This window comes from Halobaculum roseum, assembly GCF_019880245.1.
Classification (GTDB): domain Archaea; phylum Halobacteriota; class Halobacteria; order Halobacteriales; family Haloferacaceae; genus Halobaculum; species Halobaculum roseum.
In genome coordinates this window covers 22,308-41,721 of record NZ_CP082288.1, presented here as the reverse complement: position 1 = coordinate 41,721, position 19,414 = coordinate 22,308, and the positions used below count along the sequence as shown (strand labels likewise).

The window sequence follows — 19,414 nt, the reverse complement described above, 5'->3', positions numbered from 1 at the left end:
CAAAGTACGCGGGAGCGGTGCGCCGATGATCGCGAGTACCAGTTTGCGACATGCTCGTGTTCGGATCAGTATCGGAGTGCGATGTAGTCAGTCACACAGACAGACGCCACCTTCCCGGATCTGACTCACAGCGAACTGATGGACGGCGATCGCGAGTTCGGTCATTGCCTCGGCCTGTTCTTCGGTCGGACGCCCGCCGCCGTAGTAACTCTCAGTCCGGTTCTCGCTGTAGAGGTTCTTCATTTCCTCGGCAGTCTCCTTCTCGAAGAGCCCGATCTGGTGGGCACGCTCGTAGCTGAATTGGTGGTCCTGGAACGCTTGGAGCGTATCGTTCGTCATCGAGAGCGCATACGCCTCGATCGATCGTTCGATAGTGCCAAAACAGACCTCGATGACGGCTGTGTAGTACCCATTCTGTGACTGGAGCGTATCAACGACCGCGAGGAGGCGACATGCTTTCGTCAGTTGTGTCTTCCAGTCTTCATCGGCACGGATCCCGTCTTCGAACTCCGTCCGACCGCGTCCGACCATCTCGAAGGCGTCCTGTGCGCGGTCGAGTGCCGCGATCACGGCAGTCGGATCGGAGCCGCTACTCATCGGCGGTTCCCTCCTCCAACAGGAGGGTTTCGACTGTTTCGAAGTCGCTCGTCTTGTAGACCGGAATTCCCGAGACGACGATCTCCCGAATGTCCTCGGTGTAGGTCGGGATCGCTTGGACGGCCTCGACATCGATATCGAAGGCGTATCGGTCACCATCGAACGCGGTCTCTTCGAGATCGCGTGCGACGGCGTTCGCTTCTCGTTGGCATTCGGCCCGTCCGGAGCGAGTAAGCACCCAGAGGTCGATATCGCTTCGCCGGTCAGCATCCCCTCGGGCGACACTCCCGTACAGGATGATACCGACGACATCGCTGAGATTCTCACGGAGTTTTGTTACCGCAGTGTTCACGGGGTGGTGATACTCCGATTGGGGGATCCTGAGGATCGGGTCTTCGGGAATCGACAGGCGCTGTCTGTTGATCTGTACGAGTCGCTGGTTGCTTTCGGATGATTCGACAACCAAGTCATTCGCACTGAGAACGTTCACTGCACGACGGACGGACTGGTGTGAATGACCGATCTGCGTCGCGAGTTCCCGCAACGAAAAATCACTCAATCGATGGTTAGTTAAAAATAAAAGGACATCGCTCGTCGCTTTGTGCTTGAATATATCCGGGTCTGAAAGGGGTAGCGAAACCGAAATAGAGGTTCCAGCGGGTTCCGTTCTCTCCGTCTGACGGTTCATGTGCCGTATCACGGACCACTACTATAAAAATACTATACGTAAAACGGATTCTGCCTAAGTATTACTATGGAAAGTACTCGATGGGTCAACGTCACACCTGGTCGATAGCCGTCTCGGCGAACCGCGTCAGCGACGCCCCTGGGTCGTCCCCGTCCGTCGGCGAGACGAGGGTCTCGACGACGGGTCGCTCCTCTCTATCCCCCCGTCAGCGGGTACCCCGCGCCGAACGTCAGATCGTCGTCACCGAAGAGACGGTCGTACCCGCGATGGTCGCTCCAGTCGGTCACGCGCCACCGGCAGCGCCCAGCGCGTATTTCGTTGATAGTCCCAGACGGTGCGCGACAACGTGATCGGTGTCCGTCCCCTCACCGCTTCTGCGGGGTTCACGTCGCCTCGAACGTCGCCAGGACCCCGGCGTGATCCGAGGGCCACACGGAGACCCTCCCATCGTCGCCGTCGACCTCCAGGCGGTCGCTCCGCTTGTGGTTCACCCGGCGGGCGTCCGTGGCCCGGAGAGCGCCACGGCGGAGGACGGCGTCGATCCGCCGACTCAACTGCGACCGGTCGTTGCGGAGGTCCGGCGACTGACAGCACGTGTTCCCCTTCGACCGGGGTTTGACCCGGTCGTAGGAGTCGGTGAAGCGTTCGGTGAGCACCTGGTAGGCGGCCGGCTCGTACTCCGGGCCGCTGTTGAGGTCGCCACAGAGGACGACGGGGTTCGTCCCCCGGAGGTCGTCGATCAGCTCTCGCGCCTGCACGACGCGCAGAAACGACGACACTGACTCGAGGTGCGTTGAGACGGCGGTGAATTCGACTTCGTCGGTCGCGACATCTACCTGCGCGTACCCCCGACGGAGCGCGACCTCCTGATCGGTTCCCGGAACCGGCAGCGCCAGGTCCGCCTCGTACGAGTTCGTGACGACGTTGTCGACGGCGACGCCGGCCCGCACGAGGAGCGCGTTTCTGTCGGTGACGCGCAGGTCGACCGGCCCGTCGTCCGTCTCGGCTGGGAGTTCCGCGTCCGAGGTAGTCGTCACCGCCGCGCGTTCGTATCGGAGCCCTCGCGCCTCCAGCGCCCGCTCCACCTCCGCGAGGATGTCGACGACCTGGGTGTCCGCGCTCTCTGCACCCACCGACGCGAAGTCGCCGGGCTCCTGTTTCCTGAACAGGGACGCCTCTTGAAGTGCGACAACGTCGGCGTCCGTCGCTTCCACCGCCGCGCTGACGGCGTCAGCCCGTGCTCGATACTCTGCGGCCTCGACTTCGGACAGGAAGCGCCCGACTGTACGGCGAAGCTCCCTGTACGAACGCGCGCCGAGCAGCCGCGAGAAGTCGAGGCCGAGATAGACGTTCTGTGTCAACACCGTCGCCGTCCCCTCCGATGGCGTCGCCGCCCGCCCCACCGTCGGGTTGCTCCCCGCGAGGGTCGCCCCTACCGCCCCCGCCAGTCCCCTCAGGACGGTTCGACGGTGGGGACCTGACGCTGAATCGCCAATCTCGTAAGCACCCATACCGGTCGCTCGCCCCCGAATGGTTTCGTTATACGGAAGTATTGGGTTCGTAGCCGATCTGTATCGCCCCGCGATCCGGAAATGCGAGTTCCGTCGCGGGCGTCGCGGTCGAATCGGTTGGGCGTCGGGCGACGGGCTGTACGTGTCTCCGAGAGTACGACCTGCTTACCGCCGCCCCCGATCCAGTGACTCGCCAACATCGATGTCTCCCCACCTGTGCCAGTTCAGTAAAACCGATTTCTGCAAAGTAGAAATTCTGCAATGTACTCGACCGGTCAGCGTCACACCTGGTTGATAACCGTCTCGGCGAACCGCGTCAGCGACGCCTCGGGATCTTCGCCGCCCGCCGGCGAGACGAGCACGTGGTCCACGCCCATATCGTCGAGCGTCCGGAAGTACTCGACGAACCACTCGGCGCCGGCGCGGTAGCCGAGATGGCGGTGTTCCGGGTCGGCCTCCGGATCGTCGGCGAGCTCGGTTCGGACGGCCATCGCGTACGGCGTGTCGCCGGCGGCGTCGCGCCAGTCGTCGAGGTACGACTCCAGCGTCGACTCGGGGAGGTGATAGAAGAACCAGCCGTCGCCGTTGTCGGCGATCCACTCGATCGACTGCCTGGCGAACCCGGTCGGCAGCAGGGGGATCGTCTCCCCGACCGGCTTCGGCACCACGTCGAGGTCGCCGTCGAGTTCGCCCCACGATCCGTCGGTCTCGGGGAACTCGTCGCGCCAGACGGTCCGAAGTAGGTCGATCGACTCGCGGAACTGCTCGCCGCGCTCGTCGATGTCGACGCCGAACGCCGGGAACTCGGGGTCGCGGTCGCCGGTAGCGACGCCCATCACCAGCCGCCCGTCCGAGAGGTGGTCGACGGTCGCGGCGCTCTTGGCGACGTGTATCGGGTGCCGGAGCGGGAGGACGACGCTCGCGGTGCCGATCGCGACCTCGTCGGTGTGGGCCGCGACGTGGCTCAGCCAGGGCCAGGTGTCGTACGTCTGGCCGGCGTCGCCGAAGCGCGGCCAGTACAGCGGTACGTCCCGCGCCCACAGGCCGTCGAAGCCGACCGACTCGGCGTGTGCGGCCAGCGCCATCTCCTCGTCGACGGCGGGGCGCGACTCGCGGGCGTCCGTCAGGGGGAAGCCCGCACCGAAGGTGAGATCGTCCCCGCCGAAGAGGCGCCGGAACCCGCGGGTGTCGGAGGCATCAGTCACGGAACCGTATCGGTCCGGGAGTCGTATGTCGGCTCCGGTGTGGTTTCGGAACGCGCCGACTGGTCATCCATGTCCGTCCGAACACGTGGAATCTACAACCTCGAGCGATCGGTCAACTGTCGCCTCGACGGCGTCAATGGGTTCACCATACCAGCTGGCGACAAAAGAGCTATAAAATAACCACCAAGTGTACGAACATGCCGATCTGTGGAAACTGTGAGGGCTTCGTCACGCAGCGGTATGTCGATGTGTTCGCGCCCAGTGGGTCGGAGACGGTTCGCGTGTGTCCGAACTGCGAAGACCTCATTCGAGACGGCAACGGTGTCAGAGAAGCACGCAGCGCGAGGCAGTGACCGCTGTTCCTGACAATGCGAACTGAGAATAGGGAAGATAGGTTGTCGGCGATCTGTTCTAGAGAAATCCTCGTATTCGGACACGTTTGAGGATGGCTTTGTACACTGCAGTTGACTGGGGAAGCGGTTGTTGTGTGGAGGTGATGTTGAACTGACCGCTAATACACCGAAAAGAGATCCGCGAATATCACTGCACCGAGAGAGGACTGCTCGCGAAGTCGTACGTCAGTTGCGAACGATCCCTTCCCGATCTGGTAACTGGGAGGCTAGACTCACAGTCGTGTAGCGAGATGTTCCTTGAGAAGCGTTCGATGGCACCGCTTCTGGTCGGTGTTCTCGAAACAGACGAGGACGAGCTGTTCCCCGTCCTGCAATCGGTCCGTGAGTCCACCGACTGCCTCTCGGGCCTCCTCGGCGTCGGTAAGATGTGATCGGTACCGATCCTCGAATCCGACCTCGTCCCAGGCCGCATTATGCGCGCCTTCATCACACATTCCCTGCATCTTGAAGTCCTCGTGCCGCTGTTTGAACTCGTCGAGGAGGTCCGACGGGGGACCGAGTGCCGGGTAGTTCTCGTCGACCGTCGTTCGGAACCAGCCGGTCGGTCGCCGAACGACTCCCACCAGCGTTGCCTCTGCGGGAACATCCACGAGATCGTGTTGCAGCGCCGCGACGTACGTATCCTCGAGGCGGTTCGAGGAAGTCATCGTCTATGAAAAGCCCGTTCCACGCCCAGCGTAGTGAACTTCCCGGTGGCTGTCTGTGTCCCCCGAAACTAGCAGCCATCCCTGGTGGTGACAACCAACGTATCGAACGGTTGACCAGGCACCGGTAATTAAAATCCGAGTTCTACGGTACTGTCGTACTCACGAAACAGCGGTGGAAGGACGTAGGACGGTTAAATCTAGTTTTGATACTACGTTCGAGCTAAGATGTGACAGCCGTACTCAGTGGATACGATGGTCACAGTCTCCGCATTCAAAGACGGACTCACCGCCCTCCGCGCGAATCCGATCCTGCTCGTCGCCGGGCTCCTCGTCGGGGGCGGAAGCCAATTGCAGTACGTCGATCGCCTGGTCGAATCGCCGCTTCTCTCGGCAGGCGTGTCGCTCGCCTGGCTGATAGTCTTCCCGTTCGTTCTCGGCGGATTCATCGGCACTGCCCGAGCTGCGATAGACGGAACGAACGCGTCGCTCACTCACTTTTTCACTGCAGCCCGGACACACTACCTCCGACTGCTCCTCGCGACTGTGCTGTTCGTGCTCCTGTTCCTCGGAACCGCTATCGCACTCGGAGTCATCACGTTCATCCTCGGTATCGGAACGATGGCGATCGCCGCGATCAACGAGATGGCAGCGTTCGTCGCAAGCGTCGGCTCGCTGCTCCTCTGGTTGGTGTCGATCCTCGTTGTCATCATGTTCGTGCAGTTCTACGACACGGCGATCGTCATCGAAAACGAGAGCGTCACTGACGCGTTCCGCAGAAGCATCGGGCTCGTCCGTTCAAACCTGAAAAGCGTCGCCGGGTTCTCGGTGGTATGGGTCGGGCTCCTGAACGTCTTCTACATCCCCGAATACCTCCTCGAATGGACGATGATGGACACTGGATCTGCCGAGATTCTACCGATCGACCTCGGGTTGCCGATCGCCGTCCTGCTTCCGGTCGGGATCGCCTTCTCGGCGGTCGGCTTCGCGTACTTCTATACGGTCTACACGGCCTACTACATGCGGTTGATCGCGATCTCACCAGCCGCCGTGGATTCACGATAAACACCTACCAACAATTACGTACGATAGGTCCGAACAGGCCCTATCGAACCGGGTCCCCGTGACCGACTGCTACAGAAGCTACCCGCACCCATGGCACAACCCTTCCCGACGCAAACGGACGCCGCTGTCGAACGAAGCGATACCCCAGCCGTACTGAGTCTCGACGACGACGAGACTCGGGCCGTGATCGAAGCGTTGTCCTCCGAGACCGCTTTCGAGATCTTTCGGCTGCTCAACGAAACGCCGGCGACGCCGTCGCGGATCGCCGAGCAACTCGACCAAAGCGTGCAGAACGTCCACTACCACTTGGAGAACCTCGAATCGGCCGGCGTGATCGAAGTCACCGACACCTGCTATTCGGAGAAAGGCCGTGAGATGAGCGTCTTCGTCGTTTCCGAAGACCCGACGCTCCTGTTTCTCGGGACCGAGGAGGATCGGCCGAGTCTCAAACGCGCGTTCAAAGCCTTCGCCTCGCTTCTCGGTCCACCGTCGATTCTGCTTGCGGCCGGCGAATCGCTCTCCCAGTTCATTACTGGCGAATAATGAGCGAATCCACCGACTCAGCGACCCGAAGTGCTTCTATCGGCCACGGCACAACCCCGGGTGACGTAGCACCGACGATCAGGGCCCGGGATGATGTCGATGGCTGTGGGTGTCTCGAATGCCGCCACATCGAGACTACCACCACCAATCGAACCGTCCTCGACGCGCTCGTGTGGTCGGTTCGCCTGTTTCGGTCCTATCCGTCAATCCCCGCCTTCGCCGGCGTGATCATCCTCGCCAACCGTCTTCTCGAGACGGACACCATCGAGCTGCTCCCGACGCCCGCGGTCGGGATGATCGAGGCCGTAACTGCCTTCGCGTTCGTCATCTCGCTCCGCGCCTACGTGGGAACGATCGTCGCGGGCGAACTGACCGGCGATTCCGTCACGATACGCGAGGGACTCCGTCGAAGCATCGGCCGCACACCGGCATTGGTTGGCGTTATCCTTCTGACAGTGTTTTCGGTGATGACGATTCCGTTCTTTCTGTCGCTTCCGCTGCTCGTTCTGGTCGGCGCGCTCCCGATCAACCCGGTGGGGATGGTCAGTTTCCCTGTCGCGGCAGCGGTCGGTGTGATCGTGTTCGTCGTACCGATCCTCTTTCTCCTGTTCAAGTTCTGGTTCGCGCCCGAGGCGTGTGTCATCGGTGAGTACGGCCCGCTCGAATCACTTCGGGTGAGCTGGCGAATCACGACGAACTACCGAACGAAGTTCTTGCTTGTCGGTGTCATCGCGATCGGAAGTGCGCTCAGCCTCTATTTGCCAACAGTTGTCCCCCAGCTCGAAACGGAGATGACGTTGGTGCATCCCGTGTTGGGCGTGATCTCGTCGAGTGTCGGGGAACTGCTCTCGATAGTGTGGGCGAGCGCGTACGCACACATCTACGTCCAAGGAATCGTGTCGTGAACAGGCGATCGCACCCAACGAGAACGTACGCGACTGCGAACGTGTTCGCGTGACAGATCCGGATCGGCTCACGTTCGTCAGAGATAGAGAACCGTCGTGTCCTCCGTTCGGTCTCGAACGCCTGCTGTTCGAGTGGTTTCCCATTGAGCGGGTAGAGCTGTGAGCTTTGCCCCCATAAAAATCGACACCGAACGGCCGAGGCGAGTCCCCTTCGCGAAATACTGAATGGCCCATCGATCGAACTCCGACATATATGGTGTCAGCGGGGAGCAGTCGCTGGTCGCGTCGGTTCGTCGTCTTCAGCGCGATCTCGCTCGTCCTGTGGCGACTCGGGGCACTGGCGGGAGTTCCCCGCCGGACGGAAGTCGTGCTGGCTCTGTTCGGGTTCGTGTTTCATATGGTGTTCGGGATGGGGTATCTGCTGATCCCGTCCTACTTCGAACGGGTTCTGGATGCGAAGTGGCCGCCGGCGATCCAACTCGGGTTGACGGGGATCGGTACGGGACTCCTCGCGGTGGCCTCCCTCCCTGTCGGCCCGCCTGTCATCGAACTCGTGGGCGCCACTGCGTGGTTTCTGGGCGTCATCGTGTTTCTGGGGACGATCCTGTGGACGATCCGGGACAACGTGGCGGGACGCGAGACGGGGACCGGTGCCGGAATGGAGGAGTTGGAGTGGGTCGACCGGTATGCGAACCCGTTCATGATAGTGGCACTCGGGTACGTACTGGTCGGATCGTACGAACTGCTCGCGCCCGGATCCCCGCTCCCAGGGATCACGGACGGATACGTCCCGCGTGTCAGCCACCTCCTCGCTGCCGGAGGTGCGACGGTGCTCGTGTTCACGCTCGGCGTTCGTATCGCCCCGCGGTTCCTCGGCGTTCCGGCGCGGAAGGAACTCGTCGCCGTCGTCCTTCCAGCGGGTGCACTCGGCCCGGCATTGCTGGCGTACGGACTCGGCGGCGGGCCGGCGTTCATCGCCGGTGCTATCGCCGAAGCGACGGCGATGGTCGGGTTCACGGGGGTGTACGGCCTGTTGTTCGCCCGATCGGATCGACGGACTGTCGGTCTCTTCGGCGTTCTTGTCGGGGTTATTTGTGGGATCGCGGGGGTATCACTCGGCCTCTCGTTCGCGTTCGGAACGGTCAGTTCCGAGCTGATCACCGCGCACCTTCAACTGAACCTCCTCGGGTTTCTCGGGTTGTGTATCATCGGCTTCGCGATGCAGTTCTTCCCGCCCACTGCGGGTCGATTTAAGGGGGCGACCGAGACCACCGTGTGGCTGGTGATCGCCGCCCTGTTGGGCGGGCTCGTATTTATCGTGGTCGGGACGCTTTCGGAGGTCACAATCTTGGCGACTACCGGTGACGTACTCGCTCTCACGGGCGCGGTCGTGTACGGCTACCTCGTCATTCGGCTGATGAACGCGGTGGGATCACGGTGATCGAGCATCGCCGAGGCCGTTCGAGTCGAACTAGGGACCCGGCGTCAATCGTCCGTGGTCGATGTCTTCTCGGACGACTCTGAATCGGTCATTTCCGAACCGCCGTCGACGAGCGCCGTCTCCCGATGCTGTTCGAGCCAGCCCCATTCGTTGGTACGCAGTCCGTGTTCGTCGAGGTTCCAGGGGTCGCTGTCCTCGATCGGGCGTCCCTCCAGCCACGAGGTGACGAGGTTCCACACGAAGATCAGTTGTCCGATCGCGAGGATGTAGACGCCGACCGTGGCGAGTTGGTGGAGGTCGGCGAAGTAGCCGACCGGGCCGACGGTGATGTCGTATCCGGCGTACCGACGGGGCATGCCGCCGTAGCCGAGCAACACCATCGGGAAGAACGTGATGTTCGTCCCGATCATGGTGAGCCAGAAGTGCCACTTCCCGAGCGTTCGCTGGTACCACCGCCCGGTGACCAGCGGGAACCAGTAGTAGATCCCGGCGAAGATCGCGAACGCGATCCCGCCCATGATGACGTAGTGGAAGTGGGCGATGACGTGGTACGTGTCGTGGAGCACGAGGTCGACGGGGATCGCCGCCTCGAAGACGCCCGTGACGCCGCCGATGATGAAGTTCGCGATGAACCCGATACAGAACAGCATCGGCGTTACCAATCGGATCTTTCCGCCCCACATCGTCGAGATCCAGTTGAACGTCTTGACCGCGCTGGGGATCGCGATCGCGATCGAGACGGCCATGAACGACGCGCGGAGTCGCGGGTCGATCCCCGTCGCGAACATGTGATGTGCCCACACGCCGAAGCTCAGTACCCCGAGTGCGAGCGTGGAGTAGACGACGAACTTGAACCCGAAGAGCCGCCGGCTAGCGAACCGCGGGAGGATGTAGCTGATGAGTCCCATCGGCGGGAGCACGAGGATGTACACCTCGGGGTGGCCGAAGAACCAGAACAGGTGTTGCCAGAGGATCGGCCCGCCGCCCTCGACGGCGAAGAACGTCGTCCCGAAGTTACGGTCGAGCAGGAGCATGACGAGCGCGCTCCCCAGCAGCGGGAACGCGAAGAGGATCTGGCCGGACTGGACGAGGACCGTCCACGAGAAGATGTCCAGGTTCGCCCAGGTGACGTCCTCGCCGCGCTCGGTGAAGATGGTCGTGATGAAGTTGATCGCCCCCATCGTCGCACTCACCCCGGTCAGATGGAGCCCGAGGATCATCAGGTCGACACCGGCGTTCGTCTGCTGGACCGACAGGGGTGCATAGAGCGTCCACGCGGTCTGGGCCCCTTCGACGCCGACCTGAAACGGCTCGAGGATCAGCCCGCCCCAGATGAGCAGCGCCCCGGGAGGCAACAACCAGAACGCGATGGCGTTGATTCGTGGGAACGCCATGTCGTCGGCACCGATCAGCAACGGGATCAGGTAGTTCGAGAACGCGGCTAGGATCGGCGTGCCGAACAGGAACAGCATCGTGATCCCGTGGGTCGTCATCAGGGCGTTATAGAACGTCTCGCTGAGCAGGTCAACCGGCGGCGTCGTCAGCTCCGTCCGCATGAGGACGACGGCGATCCCTCCCCACGCGAACGAGAGCACCGCGAACACCCCGTACATGAGTCCGATATCCTTGTGGTCGACAGTCGTGATCCATCGAATGAGTCCGCTCGGTTTCTCTACGTGCTCCTGTTCGTGATGGCTGGCTTCGGACCCGCCGGCGGAGAGAGAGTACGACCGCCAGTTTTCGATGCGGACCAGCCACCGAACCACAAGGAGCAGAAACACGCCCATTACTCCGGTCAGGGCGATTTGAGTGGTTCCCGTAGCCATGCTACGTGGATCCTGGTAGTGTACCGTAAGCGCCATCGCGAACATCTTCGATCGGAGCCGAACGGCGGTGCAAACGGACGGAACGGGTTGGTACGCGGCTTCGTTGAACGGGTATACGACGCGTGTGGTGACTGTGTACGAGAGCGGTTCGACCGAGTTACTGGAGTCGAACTGGGCGGTCAGGGTGAACGAGGAGACGCACAACCTCTGGGCGTTCGAGCCGTCTCTCGACTGTCTCGCGTTCGCCTGTGAGGAACGGGTATCGGGCTCGAAGCCGGGCAGTCTCTCTGACGGCGCGTTCGAGCGCTGTACGCTCGGCGTCGGAGCGACGTGTGTCGGCGTGGATCTGCCGCGGCATCTGCCTCGATGGCCACACGAGCTGTGGGCTCGAATGAGAGTAGTCGGCCGCTCTCTATCGTCGCTGCTATCCACTGTCCGGTGAACGGAACTCGGTCAGGGAACTCCCGCTGGATCCGATCCCGATAACCCTGCTGGCGATCATCAATCACGACACCTACCGCTGTCGAGCATCGTCCGTCCGCTCGGTCGTCAACAGCTGTCGCCTCTCTCGTACCGGGTTCCGCTCCCGAGCGGTGTCGAGCGTCGGTTGATCGACCGACGTGACAGCACGCAGGTCGCGCTCTCACAGCTCATTCAGAGCGATGTCGACGCGCTCCCGGTCACGCGTGACGGAGCAGTCGTCGGCATCGTGACGATGACCGCGATCCGCGACGGCCGCAGCGAGGGGGCATAGATGAGCATCGTCCAACAGCTCCCGGCCGCGTGGGACTACCTGCTGGCGAACCAGGAGCAGTTCTTCCAACTGCTCGTCACGCACCTGCAGCTAGTGCTCGTTGCGGTCGTCTGTGCTATCCTCGTCGCCGTCCCCGGGGGTATCCTCGCGACGCGACGACCGAAACTGAAGCGATACATCCTCGGGTTCGGGAACGTCGCGCAGTCGGTGCCGACTATCGCCATCATCTTCCTGGTGTTCCCCGTCCTCGGTATCGGGTTCACGACGGCCCTCGTGGGACTGTTCACCTACGCCATTCTCCCCATCCTCACCAACACCATCGCGGGCACCGAGGACGTCGACGAGTCGATCGTCGAGGCGGCTCAGGGGATGGGAACGACCGACTGGGAGATCCTCCGGAGGATCCAGCTCACGCTCGCGCTCCCCGTGATCTTCGCCGGAATCCGCACTGCCTCGGTCATCACCGTCGGGACTGCCTACCTCGCGTTCTTCATCGGTGGCGGCGGCCTCGGCCTGTGGGTCGTCGTCGGGATCAAGTTGTTCAACACGCCACAGGAACTTGCCGGCGCGTGACCCGTCTACGGATAAGCGAGAACGGTGGCTCTCGCCGCCAGCAACAGGTATGTCTGGTAATGTTTCGAACCACTGGGTCAGTCAGAGCTCGACATCTCGATTTCGTGGATGATACTCGGGAACGAACGGTTTTGTATCGTGGCCGAAAGTCCCGCGCATGGAGTCGCCAGCGGAGGACGGGTCGTCGATCACGGCTCGTGAGCGGTCGCCGCTGTCGGACGCCGACAAGCGCGACATCGCACGGACGGTCGACCGGGCGGTCGCGTACGGGTCCGACGGCCTCGAAACCGACGAGTGGTCCGCCCTCTCCGGGTGCCGCGTCGCGTTCGTCGTCCGCGACGAGCACATCGAGGTACGGCTGCGCTACGACGCCGACCGCCTCCCCGGCCCGGTGGTCGTCCCGGGCGCCGACGAGGACGGCCCGTCGCTGGTCCGCGATGGCGATACGCCGACGGCGTTCGTCGCCCTCTCGGAGGCACACGGCGCGCTCTATGAGGATCTGACGGATTCGGCCGGCCACGCCGTCGACCCCTACGCCGTCGCAGTCCCGGACACGCCCGTCGCGCGGACGGTCGCCGACGGGACGGTAACGTTCGTCGCGACGCTGTCAGTCCTCACCGGCGAGGGATCAGCCGATCGCCGGACGTACGACTGGTGAACGGGGCGGAGACGGACCGACGGCGAATCGCACGAGCGCGTCGGCAGAGAATCACGGTCGATACTGTTACCGAACGTATATATCGTGGCAACGGAATGATGATCCGTTAGTATGGTCGATCGGATCCGCGTGCTCCACATCGACCCCGAGCCGGAGTCAGCCGCACTGATCGCGGAGCGTTTCGAGCGCGCGGACGACATCGTGGTCGAAGTCGTCTCCGACGCCGAGGAGGGGCTCGACCGGATAGCGTCGGCGGCGTTCGACTGTGTGGTGTCCGAGTACGCGCTGCCGGACCGAACCGGGATCGAGCTGCTCGACCGGGTGCGCGAGGACCATTCAGATCTTCCGTTCGTCATTTACACCGGCGAGGGAAGCGAGGCGATAGCGAGCGACGCGTTCGCGGCGGGCGCGACGGACTACCTCCCGAAGGACGCGGGGACGGACCGACACGAACGGCTCGTCGACGGGATCCGGAAGGCGGTCGAAAGAACCCGTTCGGAGGAACGATCGGCCGCGGACGATCGACTCCGGGCGCTGTTCGACAACGCTCCCAACTCGGTCATCGAGGGAGAAATCGTAGACGGCGGCGACACCCATCGCATCCGGGCGGTCAACTCCGCCTTCGAGGAGACGTTCGGGTACGAGGCGACCGACGTGGTCGGATCGGACATCGCCGACGTGATCATTCCCCCCGATCGCATGGACGAGCACCGGACCGTCCGGTCTCGGATAGCCGAGGGCGAGCCGATACTCGGAGAGGCCGTCTGCGAGACGGCCGACGGCGAGCGGGAGTTCCTGGTGAGCGCGATCCCGTGGGGAACCGACGAGGACGGTGCCGACGGCTGGTACGTGTGGCACACCGACATCACCGACCGGAAGCGCCGGGCGAACGCGATCGAGGAGCTTCACTCCGCGACCGGTGCACTCGTCGAGGCGTCGACTGCCGAGTCGGTCGCGCAGATCGCCGCCGATGCCCTCCGCGACGTGCTCGATCTCCCGTTCAACGGCGTCCACCTCTACGACGAGAGCGAGGACGGACTCGTCCCGGTCGCGTGGACGAGCGAGACCGAGGAGATCGTCGGGGCGCCGCCGACGTTCACTCCCGGGCAGGGGATCGCCGGCAGAACCTACGAAGCGGGCGAACCACGCGTGTACGCAGACATCGCCGAGGAGACTGAGCCGTACAACCCGAACACGCCGATTCGCAGCCAGATGGCGCTCCCGCTGTCGGATCACGGCGTGCTCCTCGTCGGCTCCCCCGAACGCGACGCGTTCGACGACCTCGACGTGTCGATGGCGCGGACGCTGGCCGAGCACGCGACCGCGGTGTTACACCGGATCGAGCGCGAGCACGTGCTCGAGGAACTTCAGGACCGCACTCAGCGATTGATGCGGGCGTCCACCACCGAGGAGATCGCGGATATCGCCGTCGAGACTGCCAGCGAGACTCTCGGGGCGCAACTGAGCGGAGTCCACCTCGTCGGCGACGGCGGCCGACGGCTCGAACTGCTGGCTCACGCCGACTTCGTGGAGTCGTCGTTCGACGAACTCCCGGTGTACGAACGGGGCGTCGAGGACGACCCCGCCGGCGCGGTCGTCTGGGACGCGTTCGACGGCGGCGAGCCACGACACATCGACGACATCCGAACGCATGACCGCCTCGCGGAGGAGACGCCGAGCCGGAGCGTGATCGTCCACCCGCTCGACGACCACGGGGTGTTCATCGTCTCGTCGACGGAGCCGAACGCATTCGACGAGCCGGACGAGACATTTGTCGAGATCCTGGCGACGGCGGTGACCGCCGCGCTCAACCGGGTCGAACACGAACAGGAGCTGCGTCGGCGCAACGAGCAGCTCGACGAGTTCGCCGGGCTGATCTCACACGACCTCCGCAACCCGCTCAACGTCGCGCAGGGACGGATCTCGTTGGCCCGCGAGGAGACGGATTCCGACCACCTCGATCCCGCGGCGAGCGCGGTCGACCGGGCCCTCTCGCTGCTCGAGGAGTCGCTCGCGGTCGCGCGACGTGGACACGACGAAGGGGACCTCGAACCCGTCGAGCTCGCCTCGGCGATCTCGGAGTGCTGGATGCACACCGACACGGCTGAGGCGGAGCTGGTCGTCGAGACGGACCGGACCGTCCGTGCGGACCCGAGCCGACTCAAACAGCTCTTCGAGAACCTGATCGGAAACGCGGTGAAACACGCCGGCGAGGACTGCCGTATCACCGTCGGCGACGTCCCCGGCGGGTTCTACGTCGCGGACGACGGCCCGGGGATCCCCGACGACGAGCGCGAGACCGCGTTCGAGCCCGGATACACCACCGACGACGCGAGTACGGGGTATGGACTGTACATCGTCCGGGAGATCGCGAACGCACACGGCTGGGAGATCGATGTCGTCGACGGCGGGGACGGCGGGGCGCGGTTCGAGGTGACCGGCGTCGACACCGTCGAGAACTAGGACCCCTGTCGACGGAGTCGACGAGATGCAACCGGAAGGCGGGCGTCCGACGAGACGGAACCGGGAGAGATCGGCCCCGAAGTCACGACCGGATGTCGAGCCCGCGAAGCTCGAAGCGGGCGCCCCCGGTCTCGCCGTCGACCACGTCGACGGTCCAGCCGTGTCCCGTCGCGATCTGCCGGACGATCGGCAGCCCGTATCCGGTCCCGTGGTCGCGCGTCGAAAACCCGTGATCGAAGACCTCCTCGCGAACGTCGGGCGGCACGCCGGGGCCGTCGTCGGCGACGTAGATCCCGTCGTCATCTGCGAGGCTCCCGACGCGGACGGTGACGGTCTCCCCGACGTGGTCGACCGCGTTCCGAAACAGGTTCTCGAAGAGCTGTTGGAGCCGGCTCCTGTCGGCGTCGACCGTCGCCTCCCCCAGCTCCACGATGAACGTCGCCGTGTCGGCGTGGACGGTTCTCCACGCGTCGCGGGCACACGCGGCGATCGGAACCGGCTCCGTCTCTCCGACGTAGCGTCCCTCCTTCGACAGCGCGAGGATGTCGGCGACGAGCTTCTCGATGCGGTCGAGCGACTCCGACACGGTGTCGAGCTCGGGCGCGTCGTGCTCCCGGCGAGCGAGATCCGTGTATCCCTGCGCGACAGACAGCGAGTTTCGGATGTCGTGTGCGAGGATGTCCGCGAAGTCGTCGAGGCGCTCCTTCTGGTCGTGAAGCTCCGCCTCGCGCTCGCGCTGCTGGGAGATGTCCCTGACGATGCCGGTGAGGTATCGCTCGTCTTCGTGGGTGTGCTCACGGAGGCTGATCAGCGTCGGCACTTCCGTACCGTCCTTGTGGAGCGCGGGGAGTTCCATGCCGTCCCAGTCGATGCTCCGCTCGTCCGACTCGACGTACCGAGCGAGCGCCTCCTCGTGGATCGATCGGAGCCGCTCGGGGATGATTACCATCTTCGACTCGCCGACGAGCTCCTCGGGCGAGTAGCCGAGGAGGTCCTCGATCGCCGGGTTCGCGTACCGGATCGTGCTCTCCTCGTCGATCGTCAACATCCCCTCCGCGGTGTTCTCGACGAGGGCGCGGAAGAAGTCGTCGGGGGCGACTGGGATGTCGGGGTCCATTGCTAGACTACCGTCTTGAGGGTGCGAACACGGAAAAACCACCCGTAGTCACGATCTCGGGTCGGAGCCGTCGTCGTCGTTGAACCGTCCGATCACTGCCGGAGCATACATCCGTACCCGACAGATCATTCCGTGGTAACAATATGTGTATAATGGGACAGATATATACGACGAATATGTATGTGAATCGGTATGAATCGGCAGTTCGGGAGACGGACCTTCCTCGGGCTCGGCGCAGCCGCGTCGATCGCCGTCGGCGGGACGACGGTGGGGCGGGCGTCGTTTTCGGGGCTCGACCAGGACTTCGAGTCCGTCTCAGTCGGCGGGTATCCCGACGGATGGAGGAAGGACGGAGCCACGGATCAGTCGGTCGTGAGCGAACGGTCACACGGCGGGAGCAGGTCGCTGCGGATCAAAGGCGGCCACGGCGGTTGCTGGGAAGCGATCGCGAACGCGCCGATCGGTGGCCATCCCGGCGAAACCGCGGTTCGATTCTCGGGGGCGATCCTCCCGGGCGCTGCCGGTTCCTTCGGCTGCCACGACAAGTACTACGCGCGTCTCAAGCTGCGGACCGACGCCGGTAGCGGCTGGTCCGACGGGTCCAGCCGTTCCATCCTCACGATGCACCGAGACGGGACGCTGTATGCACCCGGTAACGTCGCGGTCGGCACGTTCTCGCCCGGAGAGTGGGTCGGCTACGACATCACCTACCGATACGACGGCGGCGCCGACGAGGTCACGCTCGAGTACGAGATCGACGGCGGGTCGAGCAGGGGAACGACGACCGTCGACGCGGCGAGTTGGGAGACGGACATCTCGTATCTCACGCTCAACAGCGGGGACTTCACGGCGTACTGGGACTCCGTCGTCGCGAAGACCGTCGGCGGCGGGAACCAGGTGCCGAACGCGGCGTTCCAATATGCGCCCTCGTCGCCGACGGTCGACGACGACGTCGTGTTCGACGCCAGCGACGCGAGCGACGCCGACGGCTCGATCGTCGGCTACGCGTGGGACATCGACGGCGACGGCGATTACGACGCGACGGGCGAGACGGTCGTCCACTCCTACGGCAGCAGCGGCGAGTACCCGGTGTCGCTCCGGGTGACCGACGACGACGGGGCCACGGCTGTGACGACGAGGACCGTCGCGGTCGGCGGCGGAAACGCCGCGCCGTCGGCGGCGTTTCGGATCGAACCACAGTCGCCGACGGTCGGGGACACGCTCACGTTCGATGCGAGCGGCGCGAGCGACGGCGACGGCTCGATCCGGCGGTACGAGTGGGACCTCGACGGCGACGGCGACACCGACGCTACCGGGCGGACCGTCGAGCGAACGGTCGAGCGCGCGGGGACGTACGAGGTCGTCCTCAGGGTCACCGACGACGACGGGGCGACCGACCGCGCGAGCAGGTCGATAACGGTCGGCGAAGCCGAGAACCGACCCCCGACGGCGGAGTTCGAGGTCTCCCCGTCGCCGCCGGTCGCGGGCTCGGCGGCCACGTTCGACGCCTCCGACGCCGCCGATCCGGACGGGTCGATCGCGCGCTACGAGTGGGACTTCGGCGGCGACGGGAGCGTCGATGCGGAGGGTCCGTCGGTCGAACACACCTTCGCGGAGGCCGGCGACGCGACGGTCGTCCTCCGTGTCACCGACGACGACGGCGCCGGCGACGCGGTCGAACGGACGGTGTCGGTCGCCGAACCGGAGAACGAGCCTCCGTCGGCGGTGTTCGACAGCTCGACGACCGAACCGATGGCCGGCGAGACGGTCCGATTCGACGCGTCGGCGAGCACCGATCCGGACGGGGAGATCCGGGAGTATCGGTGGGACCTGACCGGCGACGGAAGCCGCGACGCGACCGGAGAGAGGGTCGAGTACGCGTACGAGTCGCCCGGGGAGTACACGATCACGCTCACCGTCGTCGACGACGCGGGCGCGAAAGGAACGACCAGGGGAACGGTGACCGTCACGGAGAGCCCGCTCGACTCGCTCGCGTCGGCGCACCTAGAGACGGCCGAACGGGTCGACGCGATCTCCGTCGCGAACCTCGACGCGACCGCCAAGGCGCGACGGGCGAACCGCGCGTTCACCGACGCCGTCGAACGGGGGGACATCGATCACGCCACCGCGATCGACGCGATCCGTCGACTCGACTCGGGACTGAGCGTCACGGAACACACGCTCGAACACATCGGCCCCGCCGACGAACTGAGCAGCAATCGGGCCGACCTGGCCCAGGAGATGGCGCTCCCGACGATCAACACGGCGATGGAGCTGGTGTTGACCGTCGTCTCGATCGCGAAGAAGGTCTCACAGGGGGTCGGGCTCGGAACGAAAGCGATCCTGTCGACGGCGAAGTCGAAGGCCAAGGACGCCGTGAAGACGATCCTGAAGGGGATGTTGGGCCGGAAGATCGACGCGATGTCGAAGATCAACTACGAGGCCAACACGATCGTCGGCGAGATCGTCGCCGGCGGGCTGAACACGATCGGTGCCGTCAACGACGCCGTCGAGGCGGCCGTCCAACGGATAATCGACACGGTGTCGACGTCGATCCAGTACTACGCCGAGACGCGGATGGCGGCCGGGGTCTCCCCGCTCGTCGGGTCGTTCGTCGGGTCGACGCCGGCGTCGTTGGCGGCCGGCATCGACTTCCTCTACGAGTTCCTCACGCCCGAGCGCGTGGCCGAAAGCGGGCTCAGGGGCGACACGAACGCAGCCATGTCCGCGGCGACGGACGCCTCACACTCGATCGCGAACGAGGCCGAGGACACACAGGGGCTCATCCGGGACGCGAAGGAGTTCGGCGAGTCGTTCTCGCTTACGGAGTCGGTGTATCGCCTCTGGAACGACCCCAGCCTCTGGGAGGTCGCGAAGACGATCGGCTCGGTCGTCCTGTTCGTCGCCGGCGGCGTCGTGGACGCGTTCGCGACCGGCGGGGGGATCGGTGCGCTTGTGAAGATCAACGTGACGCATCATCTCGGACTGTTCAACGCCATCAGGGGGTGACC

Annotated in this window: 18 protein-coding genes; 11 read left to right on the top strand and 7 right to left on the bottom strand. The window is 64.2% G+C overall.

Translation table 11 applies throughout. The annotated features are described in order from the left end of the window. Positions 1 to 87 precede the first annotated feature (87 nt). From K6T36_RS16620 to K6T36_RS16605, 4 genes are all read right to left on the bottom strand, one after another. A complete protein-coding gene (locus K6T36_RS16620) occupies positions 88 to 597 on the bottom strand; it encodes a DUF8154 family protein (RefSeq protein ID WP_222923849.1) in 510 nt (169 codons plus the stop codon). Then, positions 590 to 1,285, bottom strand: coding sequence for a nucleotidyltransferase domain-containing protein (locus tag K6T36_RS16615; RefSeq protein ID WP_222923848.1), 696 nt, complete (start codon positions 1,283 to 1,285; stop codon positions 590 to 592). Before K6T36_RS16615 ends, K6T36_RS16620 begins: the two co-directional genes overlap by 8 nt. 383 nt (positions 1,286 to 1,668) lie before the next feature. Then, a complete protein-coding gene (locus K6T36_RS16610; protein WP_222923847.1) occupies positions 1,669 to 2,688 on the bottom strand; it encodes an endonuclease/exonuclease/phosphatase family protein in 1,020 nt (339 codons plus the stop codon). 389 nt (positions 2,689 to 3,077) lie between these two features. Further along, complete coding sequence (locus K6T36_RS16605) at positions 3,078 to 4,001, bottom strand: TIGR03571 family LLM class oxidoreductase (RefSeq protein ID WP_222923846.1); 924 nt, start codon at positions 3,999 to 4,001, stop codon at positions 3,078 to 3,080. Between the two features lie 197 nt (positions 4,002 to 4,198). On the opposite strand from K6T36_RS16605, the gene K6T36_RS19210 reads away from it, so the two are divergent. Next, the gene (locus K6T36_RS19210) at positions 4,199 to 4,354 is read left to right on the top strand and encodes a DUF7563 family protein (protein WP_425601417.1); all 156 of its coding nucleotides are present in this window, start codon (positions 4,199 to 4,201) and stop codon (positions 4,352 to 4,354) included. A gap of 272 nt (positions 4,355 to 4,626) precedes the next feature. On the opposite strand, the gene K6T36_RS16600 is transcribed toward K6T36_RS19210, so the two are convergent. Beyond that, positions 4,627 to 5,061, bottom strand: coding sequence for a DUF488 domain-containing protein (locus K6T36_RS16600; protein WP_222923845.1), 435 nt, complete (start codon positions 5,059 to 5,061; stop codon positions 4,627 to 4,629). 252 nt (positions 5,062 to 5,313) lie between these two features. On the opposite strand from K6T36_RS16600, the gene K6T36_RS16595 reads away from it, so the two are divergent. From K6T36_RS16595 to K6T36_RS16580, 4 genes are all read left to right on the top strand, one after another. Then, positions 5,314 to 6,123 (top strand): DUF7847 domain-containing protein, encoded by an 810-nt coding sequence (locus K6T36_RS16595; protein WP_222923844.1) that lies wholly within the window; start codon positions 5,314 to 5,316, stop codon positions 6,121 to 6,123. Positions 6,124 to 6,213: 90 nt separating this feature from the next. After that, the gene (locus K6T36_RS16590) at positions 6,214 to 6,666 is read left to right on the top strand and encodes an ArsR/SmtB family transcription factor (protein ID WP_222923843.1); all 453 of its coding nucleotides are present in this window, start codon (positions 6,214 to 6,216) and stop codon (positions 6,664 to 6,666) included. Next, positions 6,666 to 7,571 (top strand): DUF7847 domain-containing protein, encoded by a 906-nt coding sequence (locus K6T36_RS16585; protein ID WP_225935265.1) that lies wholly within the window; start codon positions 6,666 to 6,668, stop codon positions 7,569 to 7,571. Before K6T36_RS16590 ends, K6T36_RS16585 begins: the two co-directional genes overlap by 1 nt. A gap of 397 nt (positions 7,572 to 7,968) precedes the next feature. Beyond that, positions 7,969 to 9,012 carry a hypothetical protein gene (locus tag K6T36_RS16580; RefSeq protein WP_225935264.1) on the top strand — a complete coding sequence of 348 codons (1,044 nt, stop codon included), beginning with the start codon at positions 7,969 to 7,971 and terminating at the stop codon, positions 9,010 to 9,012. Between the two features lie 44 nt (positions 9,013 to 9,056). On the opposite strand, the gene K6T36_RS16575 is transcribed toward K6T36_RS16580, so the two are convergent. Beyond that, positions 9,057 to 10,799: a cytochrome c oxidase subunit I gene (locus tag K6T36_RS16575; RefSeq protein ID WP_225935263.1), complete on the bottom strand. Its 1,743-nt coding sequence runs from the start codon at positions 10,797 to 10,799 to the stop codon at positions 9,057 to 9,059. Between the two features lie 166 nt (positions 10,800 to 10,965). Between K6T36_RS16575 and K6T36_RS16570 the strand changes: the two genes are divergently transcribed. The 5 genes from K6T36_RS16570 (at position 10,966) to K6T36_RS16550 (ending at position 15,286) form a co-directional block, all read left to right on the top strand. Continuing rightward, positions 10,966 to 11,280 (top strand): hypothetical protein, encoded by a 315-nt coding sequence (locus tag K6T36_RS16570; protein WP_222923840.1) that lies wholly within the window; start codon positions 10,966 to 10,968, stop codon positions 11,278 to 11,280. A 165-nt stretch (positions 11,281 to 11,445) separates the two neighbouring features. After that, positions 11,446 to 11,592, top strand: coding sequence for a CBS domain-containing protein (locus K6T36_RS16565; protein ID WP_222923839.1), 147 nt, complete (start codon positions 11,446 to 11,448; stop codon positions 11,590 to 11,592). After that, complete coding sequence (locus tag K6T36_RS16560; protein WP_222923838.1) at positions 11,593 to 12,165, top strand: ABC transporter permease; 573 nt, start codon at positions 11,593 to 11,595, stop codon at positions 12,163 to 12,165. Positions 12,166 to 12,322: 157 nt separating this feature from the next. Continuing rightward, positions 12,323 to 12,823: a hypothetical protein gene (locus K6T36_RS16555; protein WP_222923837.1), complete on the top strand. Its 501-nt coding sequence runs from the start codon at positions 12,323 to 12,325 to the stop codon at positions 12,821 to 12,823. Positions 12,824 to 12,934: 111 nt separating this feature from the next. Continuing rightward, positions 12,935 to 15,286 (top strand): hybrid sensor histidine kinase/response regulator, encoded by a 2,352-nt coding sequence (locus K6T36_RS16550; RefSeq protein ID WP_222923836.1) that lies wholly within the window; start codon positions 12,935 to 12,937, stop codon positions 15,284 to 15,286. Between the two features lie 82 nt (positions 15,287 to 15,368). On the opposite strand, the gene K6T36_RS16545 is transcribed toward K6T36_RS16550, so the two are convergent. Then, a complete protein-coding gene (locus tag K6T36_RS16545; RefSeq protein ID WP_222923835.1) occupies positions 15,369 to 16,403 on the bottom strand; it encodes a two-component system sensor histidine kinase NtrB in 1,035 nt (344 codons plus the stop codon). A gap of 192 nt (positions 16,404 to 16,595) precedes the next feature. Between K6T36_RS16545 and K6T36_RS16540 the strand changes: the two genes are divergently transcribed. Further along, positions 16,596 to 19,412, top strand: a complete 2,817-nt coding sequence (locus K6T36_RS16540) for a PKD domain-containing protein (protein WP_222923834.1) — start codon at positions 16,596 to 16,598, stop codon at positions 19,410 to 19,412. Positions 19,413 to 19,414: the final 2 nt, after the last annotated feature.

Bases quoted from the DNA above. Each gene is read 5' to 3' on its own strand.
- K6T36_RS16545 (WP_222923835.1), bottom strand. From the start codon at position 16,403: ATGGACCCCGACATCCCAGTCGCCCCCGACGACTTCTTCCGCGCCCTC.
- K6T36_RS16550 (WP_222923836.1), top strand. From the start codon at position 12,935: ATGGTCGATCGGATCCGCGTGCTCCACATCGACCCCGAGCCGGAGTCA.
- K6T36_RS16555 (WP_222923837.1), top strand. From the start codon at position 12,323: ATGGAGTCGCCAGCGGAGGACGGGTCGTCGATCACGGCTCGTGAGCGG.
- K6T36_RS16540 (WP_222923834.1), top strand. From the start codon at position 16,596: ATGAATCGGCAGTTCGGGAGACGGACCTTCCTCGGGCTCGGCGCAGCC.
- K6T36_RS16615 (WP_222923848.1), bottom strand. From the start codon at position 1,285: ATGAACCGTCAGACGGAGAGAACGGAACCCGCTGGAACCTCTATTTCG.
- K6T36_RS16600 (WP_222923845.1), bottom strand. From the start codon at position 5,061: ATGACTTCCTCGAACCGCCTCGAGGATACGTACGTCGCGGCGCTGCAA.
- K6T36_RS16620 (WP_222923849.1), bottom strand. From the start codon at position 597: ATGAGTAGCGGCTCCGATCCGACTGCCGTGATCGCGGCACTCGACCGC.
- K6T36_RS16575 (WP_225935263.1), bottom strand. From the start codon at position 10,799: ATGGGCGTGTTTCTGCTCCTTGTGGTTCGGTGGCTGGTCCGCATCGAA.
- K6T36_RS19210 (WP_425601417.1), top strand. From the start codon at position 4,199: ATGCCGATCTGTGGAAACTGTGAGGGCTTCGTCACGCAGCGGTATGTC.
- K6T36_RS16580 (WP_225935264.1), top strand. From the start codon at position 7,969: ATGGTGTTCGGGATGGGGTATCTGCTGATCCCGTCCTACTTCGAACGG.
- K6T36_RS16590 (WP_222923843.1), top strand. From the start codon at position 6,214: ATGGCACAACCCTTCCCGACGCAAACGGACGCCGCTGTCGAACGAAGC.
- K6T36_RS16595 (WP_222923844.1), top strand. From the start codon at position 5,314: ATGGTCACAGTCTCCGCATTCAAAGACGGACTCACCGCCCTCCGCGCG.
- K6T36_RS16585 (WP_225935265.1), top strand. From the start codon at position 6,666: ATGAGCGAATCCACCGACTCAGCGACCCGAAGTGCTTCTATCGGCCAC.
- K6T36_RS16560 (WP_222923838.1), top strand. From the start codon at position 11,593: ATGAGCATCGTCCAACAGCTCCCGGCCGCGTGGGACTACCTGCTGGCG.